The 23767-nt window shown below is 69.1% G+C and carries 21 protein-coding genes and 1 pseudogene; 6 read left to right on the top strand and 16 right to left on the bottom strand.

Going from position 1 to position 23767, the window contains the following annotated elements; translation table 11 throughout:
* Positions 1-93: 93 nt before the first annotated feature.
* The 5 genes from cydC to HQ314_RS19445 form a co-directional block, all read right to left on the bottom strand.
* On the bottom strand, positions 94-1884 hold the full coding sequence (gene cydC / locus HQ314_RS19465) for a thiol reductant ABC exporter subunit CydC (protein WP_222650971.1): 1791 nt from the start codon (positions 1882-1884) through the stop codon (positions 94-96).
* Positions 1881-3563: a thiol reductant ABC exporter subunit CydD gene (gene cydD, locus HQ314_RS19460; protein ID WP_222650970.1), complete on the bottom strand. Its 1683-nt coding sequence runs from the start codon at positions 3561-3563 to the stop codon at positions 1881-1883. Before cydD ends, cydC begins: the two co-directional genes overlap by 4 nt.
* On the bottom strand, positions 3560-4594 hold the full coding sequence (gene cydB / locus HQ314_RS19455) for a cytochrome d ubiquinol oxidase subunit II (protein ID WP_222650969.1): 1035 nt from the start codon (positions 4592-4594) through the stop codon (positions 3560-3562). The genes cydD and cydB overlap by 4 nt, the downstream gene beginning before the upstream one ends.
* A gap of 18 nt (positions 4595-4612) precedes the next feature.
* Positions 4613-6079, bottom strand: a complete 1467-nt coding sequence (locus HQ314_RS19450; RefSeq protein ID WP_222650968.1) for a cytochrome ubiquinol oxidase subunit I — start codon at positions 6077-6079, stop codon at positions 4613-4615.
* Between the two features lie 112 nt (positions 6080-6191).
* A complete protein-coding gene (locus tag HQ314_RS19445) occupies positions 6192-7049 on the bottom strand; it encodes an aminodeoxychorismate lyase (RefSeq protein ID WP_222650967.1) in 858 nt (285 codons plus the stop codon).
* Between the two features lie 55 nt (positions 7050-7104).
* Here HQ314_RS19445 and HQ314_RS19440 point away from each other — a divergent pair, with 55 nt between their 5' ends.
* The 3 genes from HQ314_RS19440 to HQ314_RS19430 all read left to right on the top strand — a co-directional run bounded on the left by HQ314_RS19440 (position 7105) and on the right by HQ314_RS19430 (position 9214).
* The gene (locus HQ314_RS19440; protein WP_222646609.1) at positions 7105-8241 is read left to right on the top strand and encodes a folate-binding protein YgfZ; all 1137 of its coding nucleotides are present in this window, start codon (positions 7105-7107) and stop codon (positions 8239-8241) included.
* Positions 8238-8903: an MOSC domain-containing protein gene (locus HQ314_RS19435; protein ID WP_222641167.1), complete on the top strand. Its 666-nt coding sequence runs from the start codon at positions 8238-8240 to the stop codon at positions 8901-8903. Before HQ314_RS19440 ends, HQ314_RS19435 begins: the two co-directional genes overlap by 4 nt.
* A gap of 122 nt (positions 8904-9025) precedes the next feature.
* Complete coding sequence (locus tag HQ314_RS19430) at positions 9026-9214, top strand: DUF3073 domain-containing protein (protein ID WP_081821107.1); 189 nt, start codon at positions 9026-9028, stop codon at positions 9212-9214.
* A 110-nt stretch (positions 9215-9324) separates the two neighbouring features.
* Here the strand turns inward: HQ314_RS19430 and HQ314_RS19420 are convergent.
* The 8 genes and pseudogenes from HQ314_RS19420 to purF form a co-directional block, all read right to left on the bottom strand.
* Positions 9325-10809, bottom strand: a pseudogene (locus tag HQ314_RS19420) (aldehyde dehydrogenase family protein).
* Between the two features lie 40 nt (positions 10810-10849).
* Positions 10850-11935, bottom strand: coding sequence for a phosphoribosylformylglycinamidine cyclo-ligase (purM, locus tag HQ314_RS19415; protein ID WP_027504286.1), 1086 nt, complete (start codon positions 11933-11935; stop codon positions 10850-10852).
* Between the two features lie 74 nt (positions 11936-12009).
* Positions 12010-13653: an ABC transporter ATP-binding protein gene (locus HQ314_RS19410; protein WP_056446729.1), complete on the bottom strand. Its 1644-nt coding sequence runs from the start codon at positions 13651-13653 to the stop codon at positions 12010-12012.
* A complete protein-coding gene (locus HQ314_RS19405; protein ID WP_222627862.1) occupies positions 13650-14609 on the bottom strand; it encodes an ABC transporter permease in 960 nt (319 codons plus the stop codon). The genes HQ314_RS19410 and HQ314_RS19405 overlap by 4 nt, the downstream gene beginning before the upstream one ends.
* On the bottom strand, positions 14609-15697 hold the full coding sequence (locus HQ314_RS19400) for an ABC transporter permease (protein ID WP_081821062.1): 1089 nt from the start codon (positions 15695-15697) through the stop codon (positions 14609-14611). The genes HQ314_RS19405 and HQ314_RS19400 overlap by 1 nt, the downstream gene beginning before the upstream one ends.
* Before the next feature lie 3 nt (positions 15698-15700).
* A complete protein-coding gene (locus HQ314_RS19395) occupies positions 15701-17329 on the bottom strand; it encodes an ABC transporter substrate-binding protein (protein ID WP_056447497.1) in 1629 nt (542 codons plus the stop codon).
* A 158-nt stretch (positions 17330-17487) separates the two neighbouring features.
* Positions 17488-18102: an ASCH domain-containing protein gene (locus HQ314_RS19390; RefSeq protein WP_222650964.1), complete on the bottom strand. Its 615-nt coding sequence runs from the start codon at positions 18100-18102 to the stop codon at positions 17488-17490.
* Positions 18103-18109: 7 nt separating this feature from the next.
* Positions 18110-19681: an amidophosphoribosyltransferase gene (gene purF, locus HQ314_RS19385; RefSeq protein WP_056446723.1), complete on the bottom strand. Its 1572-nt coding sequence runs from the start codon at positions 19679-19681 to the stop codon at positions 18110-18112.
* Positions 19682-19841: 160 nt separating this feature from the next.
* On the opposite strand from purF, the gene HQ314_RS19380 reads away from it, so the two are divergent.
* Both HQ314_RS19380 and HQ314_RS19375 read left to right on the top strand, forming a co-directional pair.
* Complete coding sequence (locus HQ314_RS19380; protein WP_222650963.1) at positions 19842-20357, top strand: DUF427 domain-containing protein; 516 nt, start codon at positions 19842-19844, stop codon at positions 20355-20357.
* The gene (locus HQ314_RS19375) at positions 20357-20680 is read left to right on the top strand and encodes a hypothetical protein (RefSeq protein WP_056070453.1); all 324 of its coding nucleotides are present in this window, start codon (positions 20357-20359) and stop codon (positions 20678-20680) included. Before HQ314_RS19380 ends, HQ314_RS19375 begins: the two co-directional genes overlap by 1 nt.
* Positions 20681-20683: 3 nt before the next feature.
* On the opposite strand, the gene HQ314_RS19370 is transcribed toward HQ314_RS19375, so the two are convergent.
* Positions 20684-21070: a sterol carrier family protein gene (locus HQ314_RS19370; protein ID WP_222627871.1), complete on the bottom strand. Its 387-nt coding sequence runs from the start codon at positions 21068-21070 to the stop codon at positions 20684-20686.
* A gap of 165 nt (positions 21071-21235) precedes the next feature.
* Here HQ314_RS19370 and HQ314_RS19365 point away from each other — a divergent pair, with 165 nt between their 5' ends.
* Positions 21236-21649 carry a VOC family protein gene (locus HQ314_RS19365; RefSeq protein WP_027504296.1) on the top strand — a complete coding sequence of 138 codons (414 nt, stop codon included), beginning with the start codon at positions 21236-21238 and terminating at the stop codon, positions 21647-21649.
* Here the strand turns inward: HQ314_RS19365 and HQ314_RS19360 are convergent.
* Together HQ314_RS19360 and HQ314_RS19355 are read right to left on the bottom strand one after the other, a co-directional pair.
* A complete protein-coding gene (locus HQ314_RS19360; RefSeq protein WP_222650962.1) occupies positions 21618-21968 on the bottom strand; it encodes a CPBP family intramembrane glutamic endopeptidase in 351 nt (116 codons plus the stop codon). The genes HQ314_RS19365 and HQ314_RS19360 overlap by 32 nt on opposite strands.
* Positions 21965-23758 (bottom strand): alpha/beta-hydrolase family protein, encoded by a 1794-nt coding sequence (locus tag HQ314_RS19355; RefSeq protein ID WP_222650961.1) that lies wholly within the window; start codon positions 23756-23758, stop codon positions 21965-21967. The genes HQ314_RS19360 and HQ314_RS19355 overlap by 4 nt, the downstream gene beginning before the upstream one ends.
* Positions 23759-23767 lie beyond the last annotated feature (9 nt).

Here is a 23767-nt window from a genome sequence, read left to right as displayed (position 1 = left end):
CGGTCTGGACGGACCGAGGGCTCGGGGGTCGGGTAGCTGCCTGGTATTCGCCCGCCGCTCGCGCGGTGAGAGAAGAACCGTCAGCGGTTGCGGCTAGCGGGCAGCCACCTCACGCGTCCAAGAGTCATACAATTCCAGACCACCTCCTCTCTCGTGTACAGACGACGCTACGCGTGGATCAGCCCGGTCGGCAACGTCTTTTTCCGTGAGCGAACACACCTGACGTTCACCGCTCACGGTCACCACTCGAACGCCCGTCGGCACCGGTCGATGCGTCACGACCAGAACGGTCGTCGCCCGATCGAACAGTCCACCGTCGGGATCGAGCATCGCGGCGAGCAACGCGGCGGAGGACACGTCGTCCACGTGTTCGGTGGGCTCGTCGACGATGATCACCGCCGCCCGCGAGAGCGTCGCGCGGGCCAGCAGCAGTCGGCGACGCTGTCCGCCGGACAGCACCTCCGCGCCGCCGTCGAGGTCCGTGTGCACACCGTCGGGCAGTGCGCGCACCCAGTCGCCGAGCCCGACCCGGTCGAGTGCCGCCGTCGCCTCCGTCTCGGTCACGTCACCGCGCACCACACGGAGGTTCTCCAGAACGGTGGTCCGGAAGACATGGGCGTCCTCGGCGACGTAGGACACCGTCCGGCGCATCGCGTCCTCGGTCAGTTCGTCGACGGACCTGCCGTCGACGAGCACGGTGCCCGCGGCGGGGGCGACGAGCCCCGCGATCGTCATGGCGAGCGTGGACTTGCCGACGCCGCTGGGTCCGCTGATCGCCAGGCGCGCACCGGGTTCCACCACCAGAGATACCGGCGCGGTCCGCGATCCGCGGCGGCCTGCGACGACGTCGCACACCTCGAGGCGCACCGATGGCGACGGCGGCGGGTCGTCCTTCGGCGTCACCGCCGGCCCGGAGCGGGCCTCGTCCACGAGAGCCATGATCCGCCGAGCCGCCGCGGCTCCGCGCACCCACGCCACCGCGGCGGCGGGTATCGCACCCGTCGCCTCGAACGCGGCGAGCGGAACCAGCACCACGACGGCGAGCCCGGTGGGGTCGGTGCCGCCCGCGAACCCCGATGCGGTGCCGTACGCCGAGATGCCGACGGCGAGGGCGCCCAGCACCGCGACTCCCATCGACAGCGGGGTCGCCGCGGCGGACAGGGCGGACCACCCGGCGGCGCGGTCCTGCGCGGCACCGACGGCGCGGTCGGCCTCGTCGGCGCGGCGTCGCACGTCTGCCAGTCGCCCGGACACCCGGAGTTCGGCGGCGTGGTCGATCGCGGTGACGGCGTGGGCGGCGAAGTCGGCTCGCGCAGCGACGAGATCCTCGGCGGCGGCCCGCTCGGCCCTGGCGCTCGACCAGGGCGCCACGACCCCGGAGACGAGCAGCGCGACCGCCAGGACGATTGCCGCGGCAGGGGACCACACGGCGACGAGTCCGACCGCGAGAGCCGAGACCACCGCCGCGACGGCGACGGGAACGAGGGCGCGCACCACCACGTCGCCGACGGCGTCCACGTCGGCGCCGGTCCGCACGAGGAGATCCCCTCGCCGCGTCGTCACCGCCGTGGCCGAATCACCCTGCGACAGTTCGCGGTACAGGGTGGACCGCGCACGGACGGTCCCGCGCAGTGCGACGTCGTGCGTGGCCAGTCGTTCCAGGTACCGACACACGCCGCGCGTGATGCCGAGCGCGCGCACCGCGACCACGGCCACCGAGAGGTGCAACACCGGCGGCATCTGCCATGCCCGCGTGATGAGCCAGGCCGAGAGCGCGGACAGCGCGAGTGCACTGCCCAGCGTCGCGACTCCGGCCGCCACGGCCCGCGCGACGCGCCCCGGCGGCAGGTCGAGCAGCCGCAGTGCCCGCGTCAGATTGCTCATGCCGACACCGCCGCTCGGTCCACGTGCACGACAGTGTCCGCGGCGGCGAGCACCTCGGGCGTGTGCCCCGCGATGACGACCGTGCGGCCGCCGTCGGCCGCGGCCCGCAGGGACCCGAGCACCCGACGCGCCGATTCCGGGTCGAGGTGGGCGGTCGGTTCGTCCAGGAGCACGACGGATCCCGTCGCGGCGAGAGTGCGCGTCAGGGCCAACCGCTGGGCTTCTCCGACGGACAGTCCCACTCCCCCGGCGCCGAGCATCGTCGCGGCTCCGCGGGGCAGGGACGCCAGGACGGACGAGAACCCCGTGGCACGAGCAGCTTCGGCCACGTCACCACGCGCCCCGAGGTCGAGGTTGTCGGCGACGGATCCGGCGACGACGGCCGGACGCTGCGGCAGCCAGGTCACACGGCGCCACCACTGGTCGAGGTCGACGGTCGACAGGTCGACCCGCACCCCGTCGGAGCCCACGAGGGAGACGGACCCCTCGTCGGGATCGACGAGCCCGAGAACGGACGCCAGGACCGTCGACTTCCCGGTCCCGTTGGCGCCGGTCAGCACCGTCACCCGTCCCGCCCGGAACGTCGCGTCGAGGTGGCGGGGTGCCCACCCGTCCCGCCCGCGGACCGACAGGTTCGTCAGGACGACGGTGACCGGACCGGTGGGCGGCGCGGCCGTCCGCTGGTCACGCGGCGCCTGCGACTCGTCGCTCTCGAGCAGAGCGAAGGTACGTCCCGCGGCCTCCGCACCGTCCTCGGACGCGTGGAAGGCGGCACCGAGTGCGCGCAGCGGCAGGTAGACCTCGGGCGCCAGAATGAGCGCGACGATGCCGGGTGCCAGCTCCATGTCGCCGTACACGAGGCGTAGACCGATCGACACCGCGACGAGTGCGACGCCGAGCGTGGCCAGCAGTTCGAGCACCATGGACGAGAGGAAGGCGACGCGCAGTGCGGCCATCGTCCGGCGGCGGTGCTCGTCCCCGAGTTCGCCGACCCGCGCGGCCGGCCCGTCCTGCCGGCCGAGTGCGCGCAGTGTCGGGATTCCGGCGAGCAGGTCCATCAGCTGAGAGGACAGTCGCGTCATCGCGTCGAGGGTTCGTCGCGACCGCCCGCGGGTCATCAGACCGATCAGCACCATGAACACCGGGATCGTCGGGAGTGTGACCGCCACGATCACCGCGGAGAGCGGATCGACGAACGCGATCATAAGGGTCGCGATCGGCGTGACGGTCGCCGCCAGGACGAGGGCCGGGACGTAGTCGGTGAGGTAGGGCGCCAGTCCGTCGAGACCACGCGTGACCACCGTCGACCACTCGCCCCGATCCTCCCCGCCGCGCGAGCGCGTCGTCGTGGCCGCGTCCAGCATGTCCGCGCGCAACCCGCGCACGACTCGGACCGCCGAGCGGTGCGCGTACCTCGACCGCGCCCACGACGCGAGGACGCGGACCAGTACGGCGGCAGCCAGGACCGTCAGCTCGGTGGTCCAGGCTCCGACCGTCCGACGGGTCGGGTCGGTGACCGCGCCGCCCAGCACGGTCCCGACGACGACGGCGATGACGACGACGCACGCGGTCGTCACCAGGGAGAGCGCCACCGACCCCACGAGGTGACGACGGACGGGCACCGACCGGTGCCACAACCGGGGGTCGATCGGTCCCCGGGGCCGCCTCGTCGCGGTCATCGAGTGCTCGCCAGGCCGATGGACGCCGGGATCTGCGTCGTCGAGATGCGCCGACGGAAGACCCAGTAGGTCCAGCCCTGGTAGGCCAGGACCACCGGTGCCGCGATCGCCGACAGCCACGCCATGATGCGCAACGTGTACGCGGAGGACGACGCGTTGTCGACGGTCAGCGAGAACGCGGCGTCGATGGTCGAGGGCATCACGTCCGGGAACAGTGAGCAGAAGAGCAACAGCACGGCTCCGCCGATGGTCACGGTGGTGCCGACGAAGGCCCATCCGTCTCGCCCGCGCAGCACGGCCACCGCTGCCGTCACCAGCCCTGCCACGGCAGCGGCGACGATCCACCAGGTCCAGCCCTTCCCGTGCGCGAGCTGAGTCCACAGCGCGAACACCCCGGCGCCCACCACGGTCGGAACGATGAGTGCCGCAGCGAGTCTCGATGCGTCCGCTCGAACCTCGCCGGCCGTCTTGAGGGCGATGAACACGGCACCGTGGAACGCGAAGAGCATCGCCGTGGTCGCACCACCCAGCAGCGCATAGGGAGTGAGAAGGTCGAGCAGTCCCGAGGTGACCTTCTTGTCCGCGTCGATGGCGACACCGCGCACGATGTTCGCGAAGGCGACACCCCACAGCACCGCGGGCACCCAGGAACCGATCCCGATACCGAGGTCGCACCGACGCCGCCACACGGGGTCGTCGATCTTGCCGCGGTACTCGATGGCACAGATACGCAGGATGAGCGCCACGAGGATCAGCAGCAGCGGCAGATAGAAGCCGGAGAAGAGCGTCGCGTACCACTCGGGGAAGGCCGCGAAGAGCACTCCTCCCGCCGTGATGAGCCACACCTCGTTGCCGTCCCACACCGGACCGATCGTGTTGAGCACGACGCGACGTCGGGCCTCGGCGTCGTCCCGGCCGGATCGACCGAGAACGGGCATGAGCATGCCGACCCCGAAGTCGAATCCCTCGAGAACGAAGTATCCGACGAACAATGCGGTGACGACGGCGAACCAGAATTCGGGCGTTCCCATGATCATGTCTCCGGCGGGTCAGTAGGCGAACGAGAGCGGGCGGGCGTCGGCGTCGGTGTCGCCACCGTCGTCGTCGTGGGGGTGCCTGTCGTGCTCGAGCGGACCTGCCTGCACGTAGCGACGCATGAGCGTGAACCAGACGGCACCGAGCCCGGCGTAGAGGACGGTGAACGTCGCGAGGGACGCCGCCACCAGAGCGACGGGGTGGTCGGACACACCCTGGTCGACCGTCAGGCGGATCATGTCGACTCCGCTGGGGTTGGGCGCGACGATCCAGGGTTGGCGGCCCATCTCGGTGAAGATCCAGCCCGCACTGTTCGCCAGGAAGGGTGTCGGGATCGCGAGCAGTGAGAGCCGGGAGAACCAGCGCTGGTCCGGAACTCGGCCACCTCGAGTGACCCACAGGCCGGCGATTGCGAGCACGGCGGACCCGGCGGCGAGGCCGATCATCATCCGGAAGGCCCAGTAGGTCACGAAGAGGTTGGGCCGATAGTTACCCGGTCCGTACTGCTCCTCGTACTGCTGCTGCAGCTCGGTGACCCCCTGGACGGTCGCGTCGAGGTCGCTCTTCGCGAGGAACGATGTCAGGCCGGGGATCGCGACGATGTGCTGGACGCTGTCGCAGTTGTTGTGGGTGCCGATGGTGAGGATCGAGAACGAGGCGCCGGTCTCGGTGTGACACAGCGACTCTGCCGATGCCATCTTCATGGGCTGCTGCTCGAACATCAACTTGCCCTGCACGTCTCCGGTGATCGCGAGTGCAGCGCCGGAGGCGATCATGACGACGAATGCCAGCCGGGCCGCGGGGCGGAACATGGAGCGGGCCTCCGACAAGGGACCGACATCGCCGCGACGTGCGCTGCGCACCATCCACCACCCGGCGATGCCGGCGACGAATGTCGCTGCGGTGAGGAAGGATCCGGCCACCGCGTGCGGGAACGCCGCGAGCGCCGTGTTGTTGGTGAGCATGGCCCAGAAGTCGACGAGCTCGGCACGCCCCGTGTCCGGGTCGTAGACGGCCCCCACCGGGTGCTGCATCCACGAGTTCGCGGCGATGATGAAGTAGGCGGAGGCGTTGACCCCGATGGCCACCAGCCAGATCGTCGCCAGGTGAACGGCTTTCGGCAGCCGTTGCCACCCGAAGATCCACAGCCCGAGGAACGTGGACTCGAGGAAGAACGCGACGAGGCCCTCGAGCGCGAGCGGCGCACCGAAGACGTCGCCCACGAACCGCGAGTACTCGGACCAGTTCATGCCGAACTGGAACTCCTGGACGATGCCGGTGGCGACGCCGAGTGCGAAGTTGACGAGGAAGAGCTTGCCGAAGAACTTGGTGAGCCGATACCAGGAGTCCTTGCCGGTGATCACCCACATGGTCTGCATCGCGGCGACGATCGGAGCGAGTCCGATGGTCAGCGGGACGAGCAGGAAGTGATAGACGGTGGTGATTCCGAACTGCCATCGTGAGACATCGAGTGCGTCCATGACCAGCTTCTTGTCGTCGGCTGCGAGGCGGGGATCCTGCCTACGGGGCCGACGCTACTACTACGCGTAGTAGTAGGCGATGGACTGTGTCCACCGTTACCTGTGGCGCGCGTCAACGCGCGACGGCGGTGTCCACCAGTTCGCGCACGACGCGGTCCGACGGCATCTCCTTGAGGTGCGTGGTGTCGAGCGTGTGCACGCGCGCGGCCAGCGTGACGGAGGAGATCAGCCAGACACTGTCGGCCAGGATCAGATCGGCCACCCGCAACGGCTCGTGCGCACAGTCGAAGCCGGCGTCGCCCGCGACCTCGAAGAGAGCGTCCACCGTGGTGCCGCGCAGCACCCCGTGCTCCACCGGCGGCGTGACCATGCGGCGGTCCACCACGGCCAGCACGCTCGACCGTGGACCCTCGAGCACCTGCCCCTCGATACTGCGGAACACGACCTCGTCGAAGCCCTCTCGTGCCGCGTGGCGCAGGGCCGCCATGTTGGTGGCGTAGGACAGAGTCTTCGCACCGAGCAGCGCCCAGGGCGACTGCTGTGTCGCGTCGATGGAGAAACCCCGGTTCAGGGTCAGGGCCGACACGCCCTCCGCGCGCGCCTGGGTGACGCGATCGGCGACGGCGGAGACCATGACGAGCGCCGTCTCGGCATCGTCCGCCCCCTCGCGCCCCCGGCTCAGCAGCAGCCGCATCGCACCCTCGCCGCCACCGGTCCTCTCCCACTGCGCGAGTGCCACGTCCACCGCGCGCCGCCATGCGTCGACGTCCGGTTCCGCGAGGTCGAGCATGGCCGCCGACCGGGTGAGGCGGGCGAGGTGGGCGTCGAGTCGGCACGCCCGACCCTCGCGGATCAGCACGGTCTCGAAGATGCCGTCCCCGCGCACCGCCGCCAGGTCGTCGGCATGCAGAACAGGCTCGGTCGGATCGAGCACGGCACCGTCCAGGGTCACCACCACGCGTGAAGTCATGGCCCCGAGGGTAGTGCCGTGGCCGGACCGGGCAGTCCGCTCCTAGACTGGTGGGGTGTCCGAGACCCCTGGCCTGTACTCCTCCCCCGTTCTGGCCCGCCCCGGCGCGGTGGCCGCACCCCAGGACGGTCCCGATCGTGGAACCGCCTGGCACTACGGGGATCCGTTGGGTGAGCAGCGCGCCGCCGTCACGACCGCCGCGGTCGTCGATCGATCGAACCGGTTCGTCATCGCGATCACCGGCGAGGAGCGACTGACCTGGTTGCACACCATCTCCAGCCAGCACGTCGCGACGCTGGCCGACGGAGCCTCCGCGGAGAACCTGAGCCTGGACGTCAACGGGCGCGTCGAACACCACATGGTCATGACCGACCTGGGCGGCACCACCTGGATCGACACCGAGGCGGACCGCGGACCGGACCTTCTCGCCTTCCTGTCGAAGATGGTGTTCTGGTCGAAGGCCGCGCCGCGTCGCGGCAGCGAACGGGTCGTCGTGTCGTTGCTCGGCCCGAAGGCCGGCTCCATCCTGCGAGCGGTGGGCGCCGAGGTGCCCGCGATGCCGTACGACGCCCTGCCGCTCGACGCCGCGAACCCCGACCTCGGTCTGGTCCGCCGGATGCCGTGGCCGACCCGCACCGATTCCTTCGACGTCCTGGTCCCCGCCGACCGTCTCGACGAGTGGTGGGCGAAGTTCGTCGTCGCGGGTGCGCGTGAGGCGGGCAGCTGGGCGTTCGAGGCGCTGCGCGTCGAGTCCGGTCGACCACGCCTCGGTCTCGACACCGACGACCGCACGATTCCCCACGAGGTCGGCTGGATCGGCGGGGTCAGCGAGTTCGGGGCCGTCCACCTCGAGAAGGGGTGCTACCGCGGACAGGAGACGGTGGCGCGCGTCCACAATCTGGGCAAGCCGCCGCGCCGACTGGTCCTGCTGCACCTCGACGGCTCCGCGGACGGTCGACCGGAGACGGGCGACGACGTCACCGTCGGCGGCCGATCCGTGGGCCGCATCGGCACCGTCGTCGATCACTTCGAGCTCGGGCCGATCGCGCTCGCTCAGATCAAGCGCGCGGTGCCGGTGGAGACCACGCTCGACGCCGGGCCGTGCGCCGCCTCGATCGATCCAGACTCCTACGTCCTGGACACCGCGGTCCAGGCGGGCCGCGCCGCGGTGGATCGGCTGCGCGGCCGGTGACGCAGCCGGCCCCGTCGGGACGCGTGCTGTCGGTGTGCGTCGTGCACACCATCCACCCCATCTCTCGGCCGGCGGTGGTCGACTCCGCCATCGACAAGCGAGCGGTGTCCGGACCGGTCGACGTCACCGAGCTCGGCCTGCACGGTGATCGCTCCTGCGACGTCACTTTTCACGGCGGCGCGGACCAGGCGGTCTACGCGTACGACGAGGCCGAGGCCTACAGGTGGGCCGAGGAACTCGGCCGGGAGGTTCCCGCGGGGTGGTTCGGTGAGAACCTGCGCGTGAGCGGACTGCCTGTCACCGATGCGGTCGTCGGAACGCGCTGGTCGGTGGGCACCGCCGAGCTCGAGGTGACCATTCCGCGGCGCCCGTGTGCCGCCTTCGCGCGGTGGACGGGCGAGAAGACCTGGGTCAAGCGTTTCACCGCGCGGGGCGATGTCGGGGCATACCTGCGCGTCGTGCGAGTCGGCGCGCTCTCGGCGGGCGACGACATCGAGATCGTGTCCGTTCCCGACCACGGAGTCACCGTGCGGGACCTCTTCACCGGGGTGTCGGCGGAGGCGATGCAGATCCTTCTGAACACCCCCGATCTGGCGCCCAAGGTCTACCGCGAGGCCCGCGACATGGCGGCGCGGGCGGCGCGGCGCGCACCGTCGGTGTGACACCGGCGCCGGTGGAAGCGCAGACCCGATTCGCACGCTAGAGTGTGGGCAGGAAGAACACACAATCAGACGGGGCCGCCAAAAAATCCCAGGCCGCCCCGCTACTCGCGAGGGGGTTAGCCATGGGCCGCGGCCGGGCTAAGGCAAAGCAGACCAAAGTTGCACGTGAGCTCAAGTACAGCTCACCGTCCACGGACTTCGAGAGTCTCCAACGAGAGCTCACAGGTTCCCCCGACTCGCACCGCAACGGCATCGCCGATCGGGAGCCGTCCCGACACGACGATGACGACTACGACGACTGGCGGCGCTGACCGCATCCCCTGACACGGGGGGAATCCTCACATCGCACACACGACCGTGCGGGGCGTTCCGACTCAGGGACGCCCCGCACGGTCGTGTGTGCGAGGTTCTTCACGCGAGGTCAGATCGCATACTGTCGCGGCGTGTGCTGGACGCTGGTCCAGTGGTCGGTGGTGAACTCGTCGATGGCCCACTCGCCGCCGAAACGACCGATGCCCGAGTTCTTCTCGCCGCCGAACGCGGTGTTGGGCTCGTCGTTGATCGTGGTGTTGGGCTCGTCGTTGATCGTGGTGTCGTTCACGTGTGTCATTCCGGCCTCGAGTCTCGTCGCCACCCGGACCGCACGCCCGACGTCTCGCGAGAACACCGCGCTGGAGAGCCCGTACTCGGTGTCGTTCGCGATCCGGACGGCGTCGTCCTCCCCGTCTGCCCGGATCACCGTGGCGACGGGTCCGAACACCTCCTCGGCGGCGGTCGCGACGCCGTTCGTCCCCAGCACGAGATGTGGGCCCAGCACCCGCCCGGACGGTCCCGAACGCTATCCGCGCACGCGGACTTCCGCGCCGTCCGACTCCGCGCGAGAGATCCGGTCGAGAATCGACTCCACCTGCGCGTCGTTGATGATCGGGCCGATCTGTGTGTCGGGATCGGCGGGGTCGCCGGTGCGCAGTGACCGGACCCGCTCGGTGAGCCGGTCCACCACCTCGTCGTGCACCCCATCGACCGCGATCACCCGGTTGGTCGCCATACACACCTGACCCTGGTGGAAGAACGACCCGAAGACCGCCGCGTTCACGGCTGCCTCGACGTCCGCGTCCTCGAGCACGACCAGAGGCCCGTTGCCCCCGAGTTCGAGGGACATCCTGGTGAGCGGCGCCGACGCCGCGATGCCCGACCCCACGGGCGTCGAACCCGTGAACGACACGAGCCGTGTGAGGGGATGCGAGGTCACGGCGTCACCGATCTCGCTGCTCTTGCCGACGACGACGGACAGCAGGCCGGCGGGCAACCCGGCATCCTCGAGGATTCTGGCCAGCAGGAGTCCGCCGGTGACGGGGGTGTCGCTCGCGGGCTTCAGCACCACTGCGTTGCCGAGCGCCGGCGCGGGCGCCACCGAGCGGGCGGACAGTTGCATCGGGAAGTTCCACGGACTGATCACCGTGACCACGCCGAGGGGCCGCCGGTACACGCGGTTCTCCTTGCCGTCGATCAGGGCGGCAGGGAGGATGCGCCCGGCCGATCGAGTGGGGTAGCTCGCCGATTCGAGCATCACCGCGCGGACGGCCAGCCATTCCCACTCGGCACGGGGGCGGATGGCGCCGACCTCCGCGACGAGCCAGTCCACGATCTCGTCCTTGCGCTCCTCCATGATGCGCGCTGCGCGGTGGAACACGTCCGCACGCTCGGTCGGGAGCGTGGACTCCCAGTCCCGCTGCGCGATGCTCGCCGCCGTGAACGCTGCGTCGACGTCGGCCGCATCGGCCAGCGGGAGGGTGGTCAGGACGTCGCCCGAGTACGGGTTCACGTCGTCGGCGGTGCGGCCGTCTCGGCCCACTCGCCACTGACCGGCGATCGGGAGGGTGTCGAATCCGTCGTACGTCGTCATGCCGGTCGGGTGCCCGACCAGTCCTGCGACAAACGAGAACCTAGAAACGCGGGTGATTACCCGTCAGCACGGCGCGCTCGTCGGTTCCGCTGTCGGCGGACTTCTTGACCGTCCCCAGCGTCCAGCAGTCGATGTGGCGAGCAGTGAGCACGGCGAGGGCGCGGTCGACGTCCTCGGGTGCCACGATCGCGACCATGCCGACGCCCATGTTGAACGTGCGGTCCATCTCCTCGCGCTCCACGCGTCCGCGCTGCGCGATCATCGCGAAGATCGGAGCCGGGCTCCACGTTCCGCGATCGAGCTCGGCGACGAGGCCCTTCGGCATGACGCGAGCGAGGTTGGCAGCCAGGCCACCACCGGTGACGTGGCAGAACGTCCGCACGTCCGTCTCCGCCGCGAGGGCGAGGCAGTCCTTGGCGTAGATGCGGGTGGGTTCGAGCATCTCCTCGCCGAGCGTGCGGCCGAACTCCTCGACATGACCGGTGAGCGACATGCGGCTGATGTCGAGCAGAACCTTGCGAGCGAGGGAGTAGCCGTTGGAGTGCAGTCCCGAGGACCCCATCGCGAGGACCACGTCGCCGGGACGCACCCGGTCCGGGCCCAGTACCTGGTCGGCCTCGACGACGCCGACACCCGTCGCGGACAGGTCGTACTCGCCGTCCGCCATCATGCCGGGGTGCTCGGCGGTCTCGCCGCCCAGCAGTGCGCATCCGGCCAGGATGCAGCCGTCGGCGATGCCCTTGACCAACTGCGCGACGTGCTCGGGCACCACGCGCCCCACCGCGATGTAGTCCTGCAGGAACAACGGCTCGGCGCCGCAGACGACGAGGTCGTCCACGACCATCGCGACCAGGTCGAGTCCCACCGTGTCGTGCTTGTCCAGAGCCTGCGCGACCGCGATCTTGGTGCCCACACCGTCGGTGGACGCGGCGAGCAGCGGCTCGCGGTATCCGCCCTTCAGCGCGAACAGGCCGGCGAACCCACCGAGACCGCCCATGACCTCCGGTCGCGACGCCCGCTTGGCGAGGGGCGCGAACAGCTCGACGGCACGATCACCGGCTTCGATGTCCACTCCTGCCGCTGCGTACGAGGCTCCTGCGCCGGGCTGGTGGGTGTCATCGGTCATGGGTGTACTGCTCCAGCCTGATCTGTGTGTGAGTACCCGGGAGGGTCGGATGCGGCCCTAACGGTACCGGAGGCCTATCGGTCCTTCCGGTCTCGTGTCACCTCGGGCCTGGGAATGGCCGCGATCAGGCGCTTGGTGTACTCCTCCGCCGGATCCCGGAGGATCCGTCCGGGCGTCCCGAGCTCGACGACGGCGCCGCCCCGCAGCACCGCCACCCGATGCGCGAGGCGGTCGACCACGGCGAGATCGTGACTGATGAACAGGCACGCGAAGTGCAGTTCGGTCTGCAGTTCCTCGAAGAGGTCGAGAACCGCGGCCTGCACCGAGACGTCCAGCGCGCTGGTCGGTTCGTCGGCGACCAGCAGATCCGGCTTCAGGACGAGTGCCCGCGCCAGCGATGCCCGCTGACGCTGACCCCCCGACAGCTCGTGCGGGTACCGCTTCTCCGTGCCCTTCGGGAGCTGGACCGCATCGAGCCACTCCACGACCGTGCGCGCGATGTCCGCCTTCGACCCGGCCTTGTGCACGATCATCGGCTCGGCGATGCACTGGCCGACGGTCAGTCGGGGGTTGAGCGACGTGGACGGATCCTGGAACACGAATCCGAAACGCTTGCGCAGACTCTTCAGCGCGGACCCCCGCAGCCTGCCCACGTCCTGACCGAGGACGTCCACCGAGCCGGACGTCGGCTTCTGCAGTGCGGCCACGCAACGGCCGATGGTGGACTTGCCCGAACCGGACTCCCCCACCAGACCGAGGGTCTCGCCGCGGTGCAGATCGAACGTCACCGAGTCGACGGCCCGGAAGACGGGCTGACCGATGCCGCCGGGGAACTGCACGACGAGATCGCGCACCGACAGCACCACCTCGTCCGAGACGGTGCGATCGGTGACCACGGGATCGAGCGTCGGGACCGCCGCCAGCAACGTCTTCGTGTAGTCGGCCTTCGGCGCAGCGAAGAGATCGTGGACGAGTGCCTCCTCGACCACCTCGCCGTCCTTCATGACGACGACCCGATCGGCGATGTCCGCCACCACGCCCATGCTGTGCGTGATCAGCACGATCGCGCACCCCAGACGGTCCTTGAGGTCGCGCAGCAGGTCGAGGATCTCGGCCTGCACGGTCACGTCGAGTGCCGTCGTCGGCTCGTCCGCGATGATCACCTTCGCCTCGCACGAGATGGCGATCGCGATCATCACACGCTGCTTCTGGCCACCGGACAACTCGTGCGGGAAGTAGCCGAATCGCCGCTCCGGGTCGGGCAGACCCACCATGGTGAGCAACTCGATCGCCCGGACGCGGGCGGACTTCTTGTCCAGCACCTTCCCGTCCGGTCCGGCGTGAGCTCGCAGGGCCTCGACGATCTGGAAACCGACGGTGAACAGCGGGTCGAGGGCGCTGCCGGGTTCCTGGAACACCATCGCCACGGCGTTGCCGCGGAGATCGGCCCACTGCTTGTCCGACAGCGACGTCACCTCGCGGGACCCCACGGTGACGGTTCCGCGTACGCGGGCGGTGTCCGGGAGCAGCCCGATGGCGGAGCGGACGCTGACCGACTTCCCGGAGCCCGATTCGCCGACGACGGCCAGGACCTCGCCCGGGAAGACCTCGAAACTCACTCCCTTGACGGCGTCGACGGGCCCCGCGTCGGTGGCGAAGCTGACCGACAGTGCCTCGAGGGTCAGAGCCGCCTGCGGGGTGGACGCTGAGGCCGTCATGAGGGATCTTTCTGCTTGCGTCTGGTTCTCAGAACGGGATTGAGTGTCTCGCTGACGGATTCGCCCACCATGGTCATACCGAGCACGACCAGGACGATGGCCGTGCCGGGGAAGATCGACGTCCACCAGATGCCGTTGGAGATGTCCGGCAGCGCCTTGTTGAGGTCGTATCCCCACTCGGACGCGGACGTCGGCTCGATGCCGAACCCGAGGAAGCCGAGACCCGCCAGAGTCAGGATGGCCTCGGCGCCGTTGAGCGTGAGGATCACCGGCAGTGTCTGCGTGACGTTGGCGAGGATGTGGCGGAACATGATCCGCACCGGGCCGGCGCCGGTGACCCGCGCCGCGTCCACGTAGGGCTCGGTCTTCACCGAGACCGTCGCGTTGCGCACCACGCGGAAGTACTGCGGCACGAAGACGGCGGTGATGGCGATCGCGGCCGAGAGGACACCACCGAAACTGCTGGACTGGCCTCCGGCCACGACGATCGAGACCACCACGGCGAGAAGCAGACTCGGGAACGCGTACATCGCGTCCATGAAGAGGACCAACACCCGGTCCACCCACCGGCCGACGTAGCCGGAGAGCAGTCCGAGGGGAACGCCCACCACGATCGACAGCACCAGCGACGTGACGATGACGAGCAGGGCGGTCCGTGCGCCGTAGACGACGCGGGAGAACACGTCCTCTCCGCGCACCGACGTCCCGAAGATGTGGTCCGCACTCGGCGCCGCCTGGCGCGCGAACTCCACGCCGTCGGCGGACGTCTGGGAGAAGGTGTACGGCGCGATGAGCGGAGCGAAGACCGCCATGATCACGAACAGCACCACCAGCACGAGCCCGATGACGATGGTGGCCTTCTGCAGTCCGGCACTCGAGCGGATGATCGACAGGCCGGGCACACCCCGACGTCGCTTCGGCGCCTCGATCGAGCCGACGCTCACCTCGATACTCATCAGAACCTCACTCGTGGATCGACGATCGCCACGATGGCGTCGGTGAGGAAGCTGACGACCGCGACGACGATGGCCAGGAACGTGACGATGCCCTGGACGGCGATGAAGTCGCGCGCCTGCAGGTAGCGAGCGAGCTGATAGCCCAGTCCCTGCCACTCGAACGTCGTCTCGGTGAGCACCGCGCCGCCCAGCAGCATGGCGATCTGCAGCCCCATCACGGTGACGACCGGGATGAGCGCGTTGCGGAAGGCGTGCCGCCGGGCGACGACGCGCGCCGAGAGTCCCCGTGCGCGCGCAGCTTCCACGTAGCCGGACTGCAGGGTCTGCAGAAGGTTCACCCGCACCAGGCGCAGGAACACGCCGGCGGTGAGAAGTCCGAGCGCGACCGCGGGGAGCACGGCGTGCTTCAGCACGTCGACGGTGTAGCTCGGCTCCCCGTAGAGAATCGAGTCGATCAGCAGGATGTTGGTCTTCGGTGACACGTTCTGCAGTGCCAGTTCGACGTTGGTGCTCGCCCGGCCCGCCACCGGCAGCCACCCGAGCTTCACGGCGAAGACCAGCTTGAGCAGCATGCCGACGAAGAACACCGGCGCCGCGTAGAACAGGATCGCCAGGATGCGCAGGGTGCCGTCGGAGATCGAGTCGCGGCGGGTCGCGGCGTAGAAGCCGAGGGGGATGCCGACGGCGAACGCGACGAGCAACGCCCAGAACGCGAGTTCCAGCGTCGCCGCGCCGTTGGTGATCAGCACACCGCTGATCTCCTGGTTGCTGGTCGCGGAGCGACCGAAGTCTCCCCGCAGCAGACCGGACAGGTACTCCCAGTACTGCACCAGGATCGGCCGGTCGTAGCCGGCTGCGGCGCGTCGTTCGGCGATCTGGTCGGCGGGCAGTCGTCCACCGAGGGCAGCACTGATGGGATCGCCGAGAACGCGCATGAGGAAGAAGACGACCGTGACCAGGATCCATGCCGTGGGAATGATCAGCAGGAACCGGATCACGAGATAACGGGCGAGCGCGCCGTAGCGTGACGACGCGCTCGCCCGTGACTGCTTCCCCACCGACGCCTCGTCGGGCGTGGTGGTGACCATGGATCAGCCCTTCGTGAGCGGGGTGAAGCGGAACTTGAACGAGGCGTCGAGAGTCTCGTCGACACCCTGGACCTCGTCCGTCGAGATCGCGATCTGCTTGCCCTCGAGGAGCGGCAGCGTGGACACGAAGTCCTGCGCCATCCGCGTCTGGATCTCACCGATGATCTCGGAGCGGCGAGCCGGGTCGGTCTCGGTCCGCTCGGAGTCGATCAGCGCAGTGATCTCGGGGTTCTCGAAGTGGTTCTGCAGGAAGTTGTCCGGTGCGAAGAACGGCGTCAGGTAGTTGTCCGCATCCGGGAAGTCCGGGAACCAGCCGAGCTGGTAGACGGGGTACGTGTCCGCGACGCGTTCCTTGTTGTAGGTGTTCCACTCGGTGGACTGCAGGTTCACCGTGAACAGGCCCGAGCTCTCGAGCTGCGCCTTGACCGCCGCGTACTCCTCCGACGACGAGGAACCGTAGTGATCGGGGTTGTACTGCAGATTGACCGCGACCGGGGTCTGCACACCGGCGTCGGACAGGAACTTCGCTGCCTCGTCCTTGTTCGGGGCCTCGCCGTAGACGTCCTTGAACGCGGTGTTGGCGCCCTCGAGACCACTGGGCACCACGGACCAGGCCGGCGTGAACGTACCCTTGTAGACGTTCTCCGACAGTGCGTCACGGTCCACCGAGGCGGCCATGGCCTTGCGGATCGCGAGCTTCTGCTCGGGTGTGCCGCCGGGCATCGTGTTCTGGTTGAAGACGATGTAGCGGAGCTCGCCGCCGGGGCCCTCGTGGACAGTGAGGCCGTCTACCTGGTCGAGCGACTCGATGTCGGTCGGGGTCAGCGAACGCCACGCGACGTCGATGGACTTGTTCTGCATGTCGAGCTTGAGGTTGTCCGCGCTGGTGTAGGTGCGCAGGGTGACCGATCCGGTCTTGGGCTCGCCCAGCACGCCCTTGTAGTCCGCCGCGGCGGAGAAGCTGACGAGGGAGTTCTTCTCGTAGCTGTCGATCGAGTAGGGGCCGGCGAAGGGCTTGGCCGCCACGACCGCGTTGTCGTCCATGATCGAGTCGGCCGGGAAGACCTCGGAGTCGATGATGGGCCCGGTGTTGGTGGCGAGCACCTGGGGGAAGGTCTGGTCGTTCGCGGCCTTCAGCGTGAACTCGACGGTCTTGTCGTCCGGCGCGGCCACCGAGTCCAGGTTGGCCAGCAGCGAGGACGGGCCGTTGGGATCGTTGATGGACACGATGCGATCGAACGAGAACTTGACGTCCTCGCTGGTCAGCGCGTGGCCGTTGGCGAAGGTCAGGTCGTCCTTCAGCGTGCAGGTGTAGACCGTCGGCTGACTGAACTCGCAGCTCTCGGCGGCGTCGGGCTGCAGTTCGTCGCTGCCGGGGGCGTAGTTCATCAGGAACGGATAGACCTGGTTCATGATCGTGAACGAGCCGTTGTCGTACGAGGCGGCAGGATCGAGCGAGTAGACCTGGTCGGTGGTGCCGACGACGAGCGCCTCGCCGCCGCCCTCACCGCCTGCGCCGCCGCCGTCGTCGGTGCGGCCGGAGCCGCACGCTGCCGCGGTGAGAGCCGCGACGGACAGGATGGACACGGCTGCGGTGCGCCGCGCCGTGCGTCCTCGGGAGGGCACGCTCATGGTGTGGATGTCCTTCGTGAGTCTGGGCCCGCGGTGTCGGAAGCGCGCGTCGCGTCCCGTCCGGCCGGGTCGTTCCGGTGGTTCGGTGAACGGCACGTTACCGAGTGCGCATGTCGTTCATGTGTCGAACCACACGAAATTTTTAACATGACCGGTACTTACCTGTCCGACCGCCTGATGTCCAACAGCTTCTCGCCTCGCGGAGACAGCCGATATCCCACCTTCAGACTCTCGGTCAGACCCAGCGCCTTCAGCCGTCGCACCCTCGGCTTGAACACGTCGCGTTCGAGTCCCAGCACGGCGCCGAGGTCCGCCGCCAGCACCGCCGGGCGCTCCCGGATCAGCTCGAGGGTGCGCCAGGCCCACGGCGCGTCGGCACGCTCGTCCATGCGATCGAGCTTCGTGGTCACCATGGCGACGTCGTCGTCGGACAGATCGTCGTCCGCACGCAGCCCCACTCGCGGGTCCTCGCCCCGATCCGGCCGGCCTCCGGCCTCCCCGCCACCGAACGACACCTCGACCCGCCAGACGGGATCACCGTCGGCGCCCCGAAACCCCTTGCGCAAGGCCGAGATCGAGGGCTCCCCCGCCGCGCGGGCATCGTCGTCCGTGAGCGACTCGGGGTCGCACTCGGAGATCGAGTCCACGACGACGACACCGGCCGGCGTGTGGATCCACGTACCCGCCTTGACGCGCCGCTTCGCCCAGCGCCGGTACTGCACCCGGATCGTTCCCGCCGCGATCGCCTCGGCGATCGCGAGCCGGATCAGCATCTGGGTGTCAGGGGCGCGAGAGAGCGCTCACGTTGTCGACGGCCGCGGGCATCGCGATGCCCGCTGCGGTCGCCAACATGCCCTCGAGGACGTTCTTGCCCATGGCGGTCTCCTTGGGGAGCTCGATGGGGTACTTGCCGTCGAAGCAGGCGGAGCACAGCCGCGTCGCGGGCTGCTCCGAGGCGGCGATCATGCCCTCGATCGAGATGTAGCCCAGCGAATCGGCGCCGATGGCCTGCCGCACACCCTCGAGCATGCCGTCCTCGGAGTCCATGCCGTTGGCGATCAGTTCCGCGGGCGAGGCGAAGTCGATGCCGTAGAAGCAGGGCCAGCGGACCGGCGGCGACGCGATGCGCACGTGGATCTCGAGCGCGCCCGCCTCGCGCAGCATGCGTACCAGGGCCCGCTGGGTGTTGCCGCGGACGATCGAGTCGTCCACCACGATGAGGCGCTTGCCCCGGATGACCTCGCGGAGAGGGTTGAGCTTCAGCCGGATGCCGAGCTGACGGATGGTCTGCGACGGCTGGATGAACGTGCGTCCGACGTAGGCGTTCTTCATCAGGCCCTGGCCGTACGGGATGCCGGAACCCTGCGCGTAGCCGACGGCGGCGGGCGTTCCCGACTCCGGGACAGGGATCACCAGATCGCCCTCGGCGGGGTGCTCCTCGGCCAGGCGGCGGCCGATCTCGACGCGGGTCGAGTGGACCGACCGGCCACCGATGACGCTGTCGGGGCGCGCGAGATAGACGTACTCGAAGATGCAGCCCTTGGGCTCGGGCGCGGCGAAGCGGGAGGATCGCACACCGTCCGCGTCGATGGCGAGCAGCTCGCCCGGCTCGATGTCGCGGACGAACGAGGCGCCGACGATGTCGAGGGCGGCGGTCTCCGAGGCCACGACCCAGCCGCGGTCGAGACGGCCCAGGGACAACGGACGCACACCGTGGGGGTCACGCGCCGCGTAGAGGGTGTGCTCGTCCATGAACGTGAGGCAGAAGGCACCCTTCAGCGTCGGCAGCAGTTCCATGGCCGCCTGCTCGATGGTGCTGTCCGCGGCGCCGTGCGCCAGCAGTGCGCCCACGATGTCCGAGTCGGAGGTGGCACCGGTCCCGCGCGGGCGGCCCATGATGCCGGCGTCGCGCGCCCGCTCCGACAACTCGGCCGTGTTCACGAGGTTGCCGTTGTGGCCCAGGGCGATGCCGCTGCCGGCCGCGGTGGTGCGGAAGATGGGCTGCGCGTTCTCCCACGTCGTCGATCCGGTGGTGGAGTACCGGCAGTGCCCGATGGCGATGTGGCCGCTCATGGCGCCGAGAGTCTGCTCGTCGAACACCTGGCTCACCAGACCGAGGTCCTTGAACACCAGCACCTGGGACCCGTCGGCCACGGCGATGCCGGCGGCCTCCTGACCGCGGTGCTGCAGCGCGTAGAGGCCGTAGTACGTCATCTTCGCGACGTCCTCGCCGGGGGCCCACACACCGAAGACGCCGCATTCCTCCCGCGGCTCGTTCTCGTTGATGTCCAGTTCCGGACCGGATGTGTCATCGAGCAGATTCGGGCTGTGGACCGAGGGGTCACGAGTCACGACGCGCTCTCCTAGAAGCCGGGAGGGGTGGGGTGCAGGCCACGCTGCACGCACACTCGGGGAGTCTACGGGCAACCCCGCGATCAACAAGCCGTCGGCAGGCACCGATACCGCGGTGAGCTGTGATCCACGACTCGCGGCGCGGTGCCATGATGGAGACATGGTCAGCAGACTTCCGTACGGCGTCACCCCCGAACAGCCCGGCGAGGGGCAGGAATCGGTGTGGGACTACCCGCGTCCGCCGGCCCTCGAGGCGTCCACGAAGCATCTCGTGGTGCGCTTCGGCGACGTGATCGTCGCCGACAGTCACGCGGCCCACCGCGTCCTGGAGACCAGCCATCCGCCCACCTGGTACATCCCGCGGGCCGACGTCGACGAGAGCCGACTGCGGCGCTCGTGTGCGCGATCGACGATGTGCGAATGGAAGGGATCCGCCACCTACTGGGACATCGTGGGCGACGACGGCGCCGTGCTCGAGGCCGGCGGCTGGAGCTACGAGAACCCCACCCCGTCCTTCGCACCGGTCGCCGGCGCGCTCTCCTTCTCTCCCGTGTCCCTGACGTGCGAGCTCGACGGCGAGGTGGCACGCCCGCAGGAGGGCGGCTTCTACGCGGGGTGGATCACCCGGGACGTCGTCGGACCGTTCAAGGGCATCGCCGGGAGTTGGGGCTGGTAGTGGCCGAGAAGAACTTCTACAGCCACTCCGACGCGGCCGAGAAGTCCCGACGCGACAAGGCCGTCGCTCTCGCTCGGTATCTGTGGGACCGCGACATCTCAGCGGACGATCTCGCGGCGATGGCCGCGGACGTCCGACGCAAGGTGGCCCGGGCCGCGGACATCAACCCGCCCAGCTCCGACGAGACGTGGACGGTGGTCTCGACGCTGTTGCGCGAGAAGGCCGAGTGGGCGCGCGATCACCCCGATCACGACGCGGCCCGCCGGGCGCATTCCGACGAGAAGATTCTGTGGGTGAAGCCGCCGGTGCAGCCCTGGCGGTGACAGTCAGATACGCACGAGCGGAAGCCAGTGCGCCACCTCGCCGGCGCGGCCACCCGATGCCGTGACGCCCGCTCCGCGCACGGCGTCGTCGAACGCCACGCGCCCCGTCACCAACAACAGCCATGTCCGCGGGTCGCATTCGACGACGTTCGGCGGCGTACCGCGGGTGTGACGAGGCCCGACGATGCACTGCACCGCGACGAACGGCGGCACGCGCACCTCGACACTCGAGCCCGGCGCCGTCTGCTCGATGGTGCGCGCACTGAGCCGCACCGCGGCGGCGAGATCGGCGCGCGGCGGCTTCGGGAGGTCGGGGTCGTCGAGCCACGGAGACACGGTCTGCAGTGCGCTCCGGAGCTCGGCCGGGTCGACGGGTTTCGAGGGTGCCACGCCGTTCAGTGTCTCACCGAGCGCGGTGTGCCCCGAGCCGTGCCTCACCGTCCACAGGTCGCTCTGATCGACGGGATCCCGTCGATTCGTGGGACTTGCGGATGCTGAGGCACGGTCTGATCAACGAGGACCGCCACTGTCCGCGATGGACGCTTCACTGTCTCCATGACACCGAATCTCTATCAAGGATCGACCATCGACCACCTCAACGTGACGGTCACGGATGTCGACCGCTCACTCGCGATCTACGTGCCGGCCCTCGCGGTACTGGGTATCGAGAAGCTGCTCGACTTCACCGGCGGGCCGGACGACGACTACGTCCGCATGGTCGGATTCGGCAGTGGCCGCAAGCCGTTCTTCTGGCTCGTCCAGGGAAGCACCGTCGATCCCGCACTGCACGTGGCGTTCTCGGCACCCACCCGTGACGCCGTCCGGGAGTTCCACGCCGCGGCCCTCGCGGCGGGCGCGCGGGACAAGCTGTCGCCGCGCGTCTGCCCCGAGTACCACGAGAACTACTTCGGCGGCTTCGTGTACGACCCCGACGGCCTCAACCTCGAGGCGGTCTGTCACCTCGAGTAGAGCGCCACCACGTCGATGCGATAGCACCGACCGAGTTGGCGGCCCAGTGCAGTGCCATGGGCGTGAGAATGGTGCCGGTTCGCCGCTTCGACTCGACGAACAGTGCGCCGGCCGCCCCGGTGAACAGGACGACGGGCACCGACCTGCCCGAGTCGTACCAGTGCCAGACCCCGAATGCCGTGGAGCCGAACACGAGCGCGGCGCGCGGACCCACCACGGCAGTGGCCACGGTGTCCACGACGCCGCGGAACAGGAACTCCTCCGGAAGGACTGTCCCGATGGGAATGTCGAACAGCACCCATCGGGCCAGTCCGGTCACTTCTCGGGACCGTCGGCGTCGGCGTACTCGTTCATGACGACCCGGATGCGTTCGGTGTCGGCCTGCGTCCACCCGTCGGGGGCGGCCACGGCGGCGAAACCGTCGAGCACCGTCGTCCCGTAGTTGTGGCCGTGGCCGTCCGGCACGCCGGCCGCGTTCGTGAGGTCGGCACTCACCTGCCAGAAGGTGACGAACGGGAACCACCGCATGCTGGGCAGTCGGTCGTACCCGGGCGGCTCGGCGAGCCAGTCGGGACGTTGGAAGATCAGGTCCGGCGTCCACCACACGATGGGGTCGGACGGGTGCTGGATGTACAGCACGCGCGGATAGGGCCAGTCCCCGCTGAGTGCCTCGACGTCGCGGGTGCTGTCGGCGAAACGCATCAGCAGTCCGCCGGCATAGACGGGTTCCACCTCGGTGGTCCCCGGATCGCGTCGGCTGACGTAGGTGTCCCAGATGCGATTGGAGTTCGGCGGGCCCACCCACAGCACGCCGTCGACGGTGTCCCGGATGTCGGCGATGTCCGCGAACGCGCCTTCGCCGGCCTGGGTTCCGAGACTCTCTCCGTAGACGTAGAACTTGGGCCTGGACGCCTCGGGCTCCTGCTCCCATCGCTGGTGCACGGTGTCGATGAGCAACTTCCCCGCGGCCGCCGCCTTCTCGCGATCGGCGAGGAAAGAGATCCAACTCGGAAGGTACGAGTACTGGGACGCCACGAGCGCGACGTCCCCGTCGTACATCAGTTCCACGGCCCGAGCTGCGGTGGGATTGACCCACCCGGTTCCCGTGGTCGGGATGACGACGATGGCCTTGCGGGAGAACGCATCGGTTCGATCGAGTTCGCGTACCAGGAGATTCATGCGCTCCTCGTCCGTCTCCGCGCTCTCGAGTCCCACGTACGCGCGGATCGCCTCCATGCCCATGCGGCCGGTCGCTCGGGTCATCTCGTCGGCCGACAACCCACCCGAGACGAAGTTCCGGCCCTCGAATCCCAGTGTGTCCCAGTCCACGAGCGAACCGGTACCACCGGAACGCTCGGGCACCGTCGGCTGTTCGGCACCCTCACGCGTGTTGCTGTTCTGAGTGCTGAAGACCGAGTTGGCGACGGTCATGGTGCCGCGCAACAGCACACCCTGCACCAGTGTGACGAGCACCGTCACGACGAGGAGGAACCCCACGAGGTTGGCAACCCACTGCGGGAGTCGGATCAGACGCAGGATCGAGCGCACGACGAAGCGGCGGATGTCCCGGATGACCCGCCACAGTCCGATGAGCGCGGCGCACACCGCGAAACTGATGATGCCGGTGCGGATGAACCCCGTGGACGTGAGCCCCTCGGCGCCCATGAGCGCGGCGAGCTGACGCTGCCAGTCCGCAGAGGCGTAGAGCATGACCGCTCCGGCGACGGTCGCGATCACCGGGACAGCGACCAGGAGTGCGCGCTCCACGCGGATCGGCAGCGGCCACCACGGCTGCTGACGAAGCACCGTGCGCAGGAGAATCCAGCCGACAGCGACGCCCACCCCGTACCCGATGGCCGCGGTGATGCCGCTGACGATGCCCTGGAACAGCCAGCCGCGTGGCAGCAGTGACGGCGTCAGCGACCAGCAGAAGAACAGGGCGCCGAACGCGATGCCGGTGACGTCGAGCCGCAGCAGACCCCACGCCCAGATCCACGCGGGGTGCTTGCGCACCGTGCGGGTCGCCGAGCTCAGGACGTACGCCGGCAGTTCCTCGAAACTGTGGGGGCGCTGCAGTTCGTCCGACGACCGAGTATCGGTGTCGGTCATCGGACGGTG

The organism is Rhodococcus sp. BP-332 (genome assembly GCF_019836065.1).
Taxonomy (GTDB): domain Bacteria; phylum Actinomycetota; class Actinomycetes; order Mycobacteriales; family Mycobacteriaceae; genus Rhodococcoides.
This window is presented reverse-complemented; position numbering and strand designations above follow the sequence as displayed.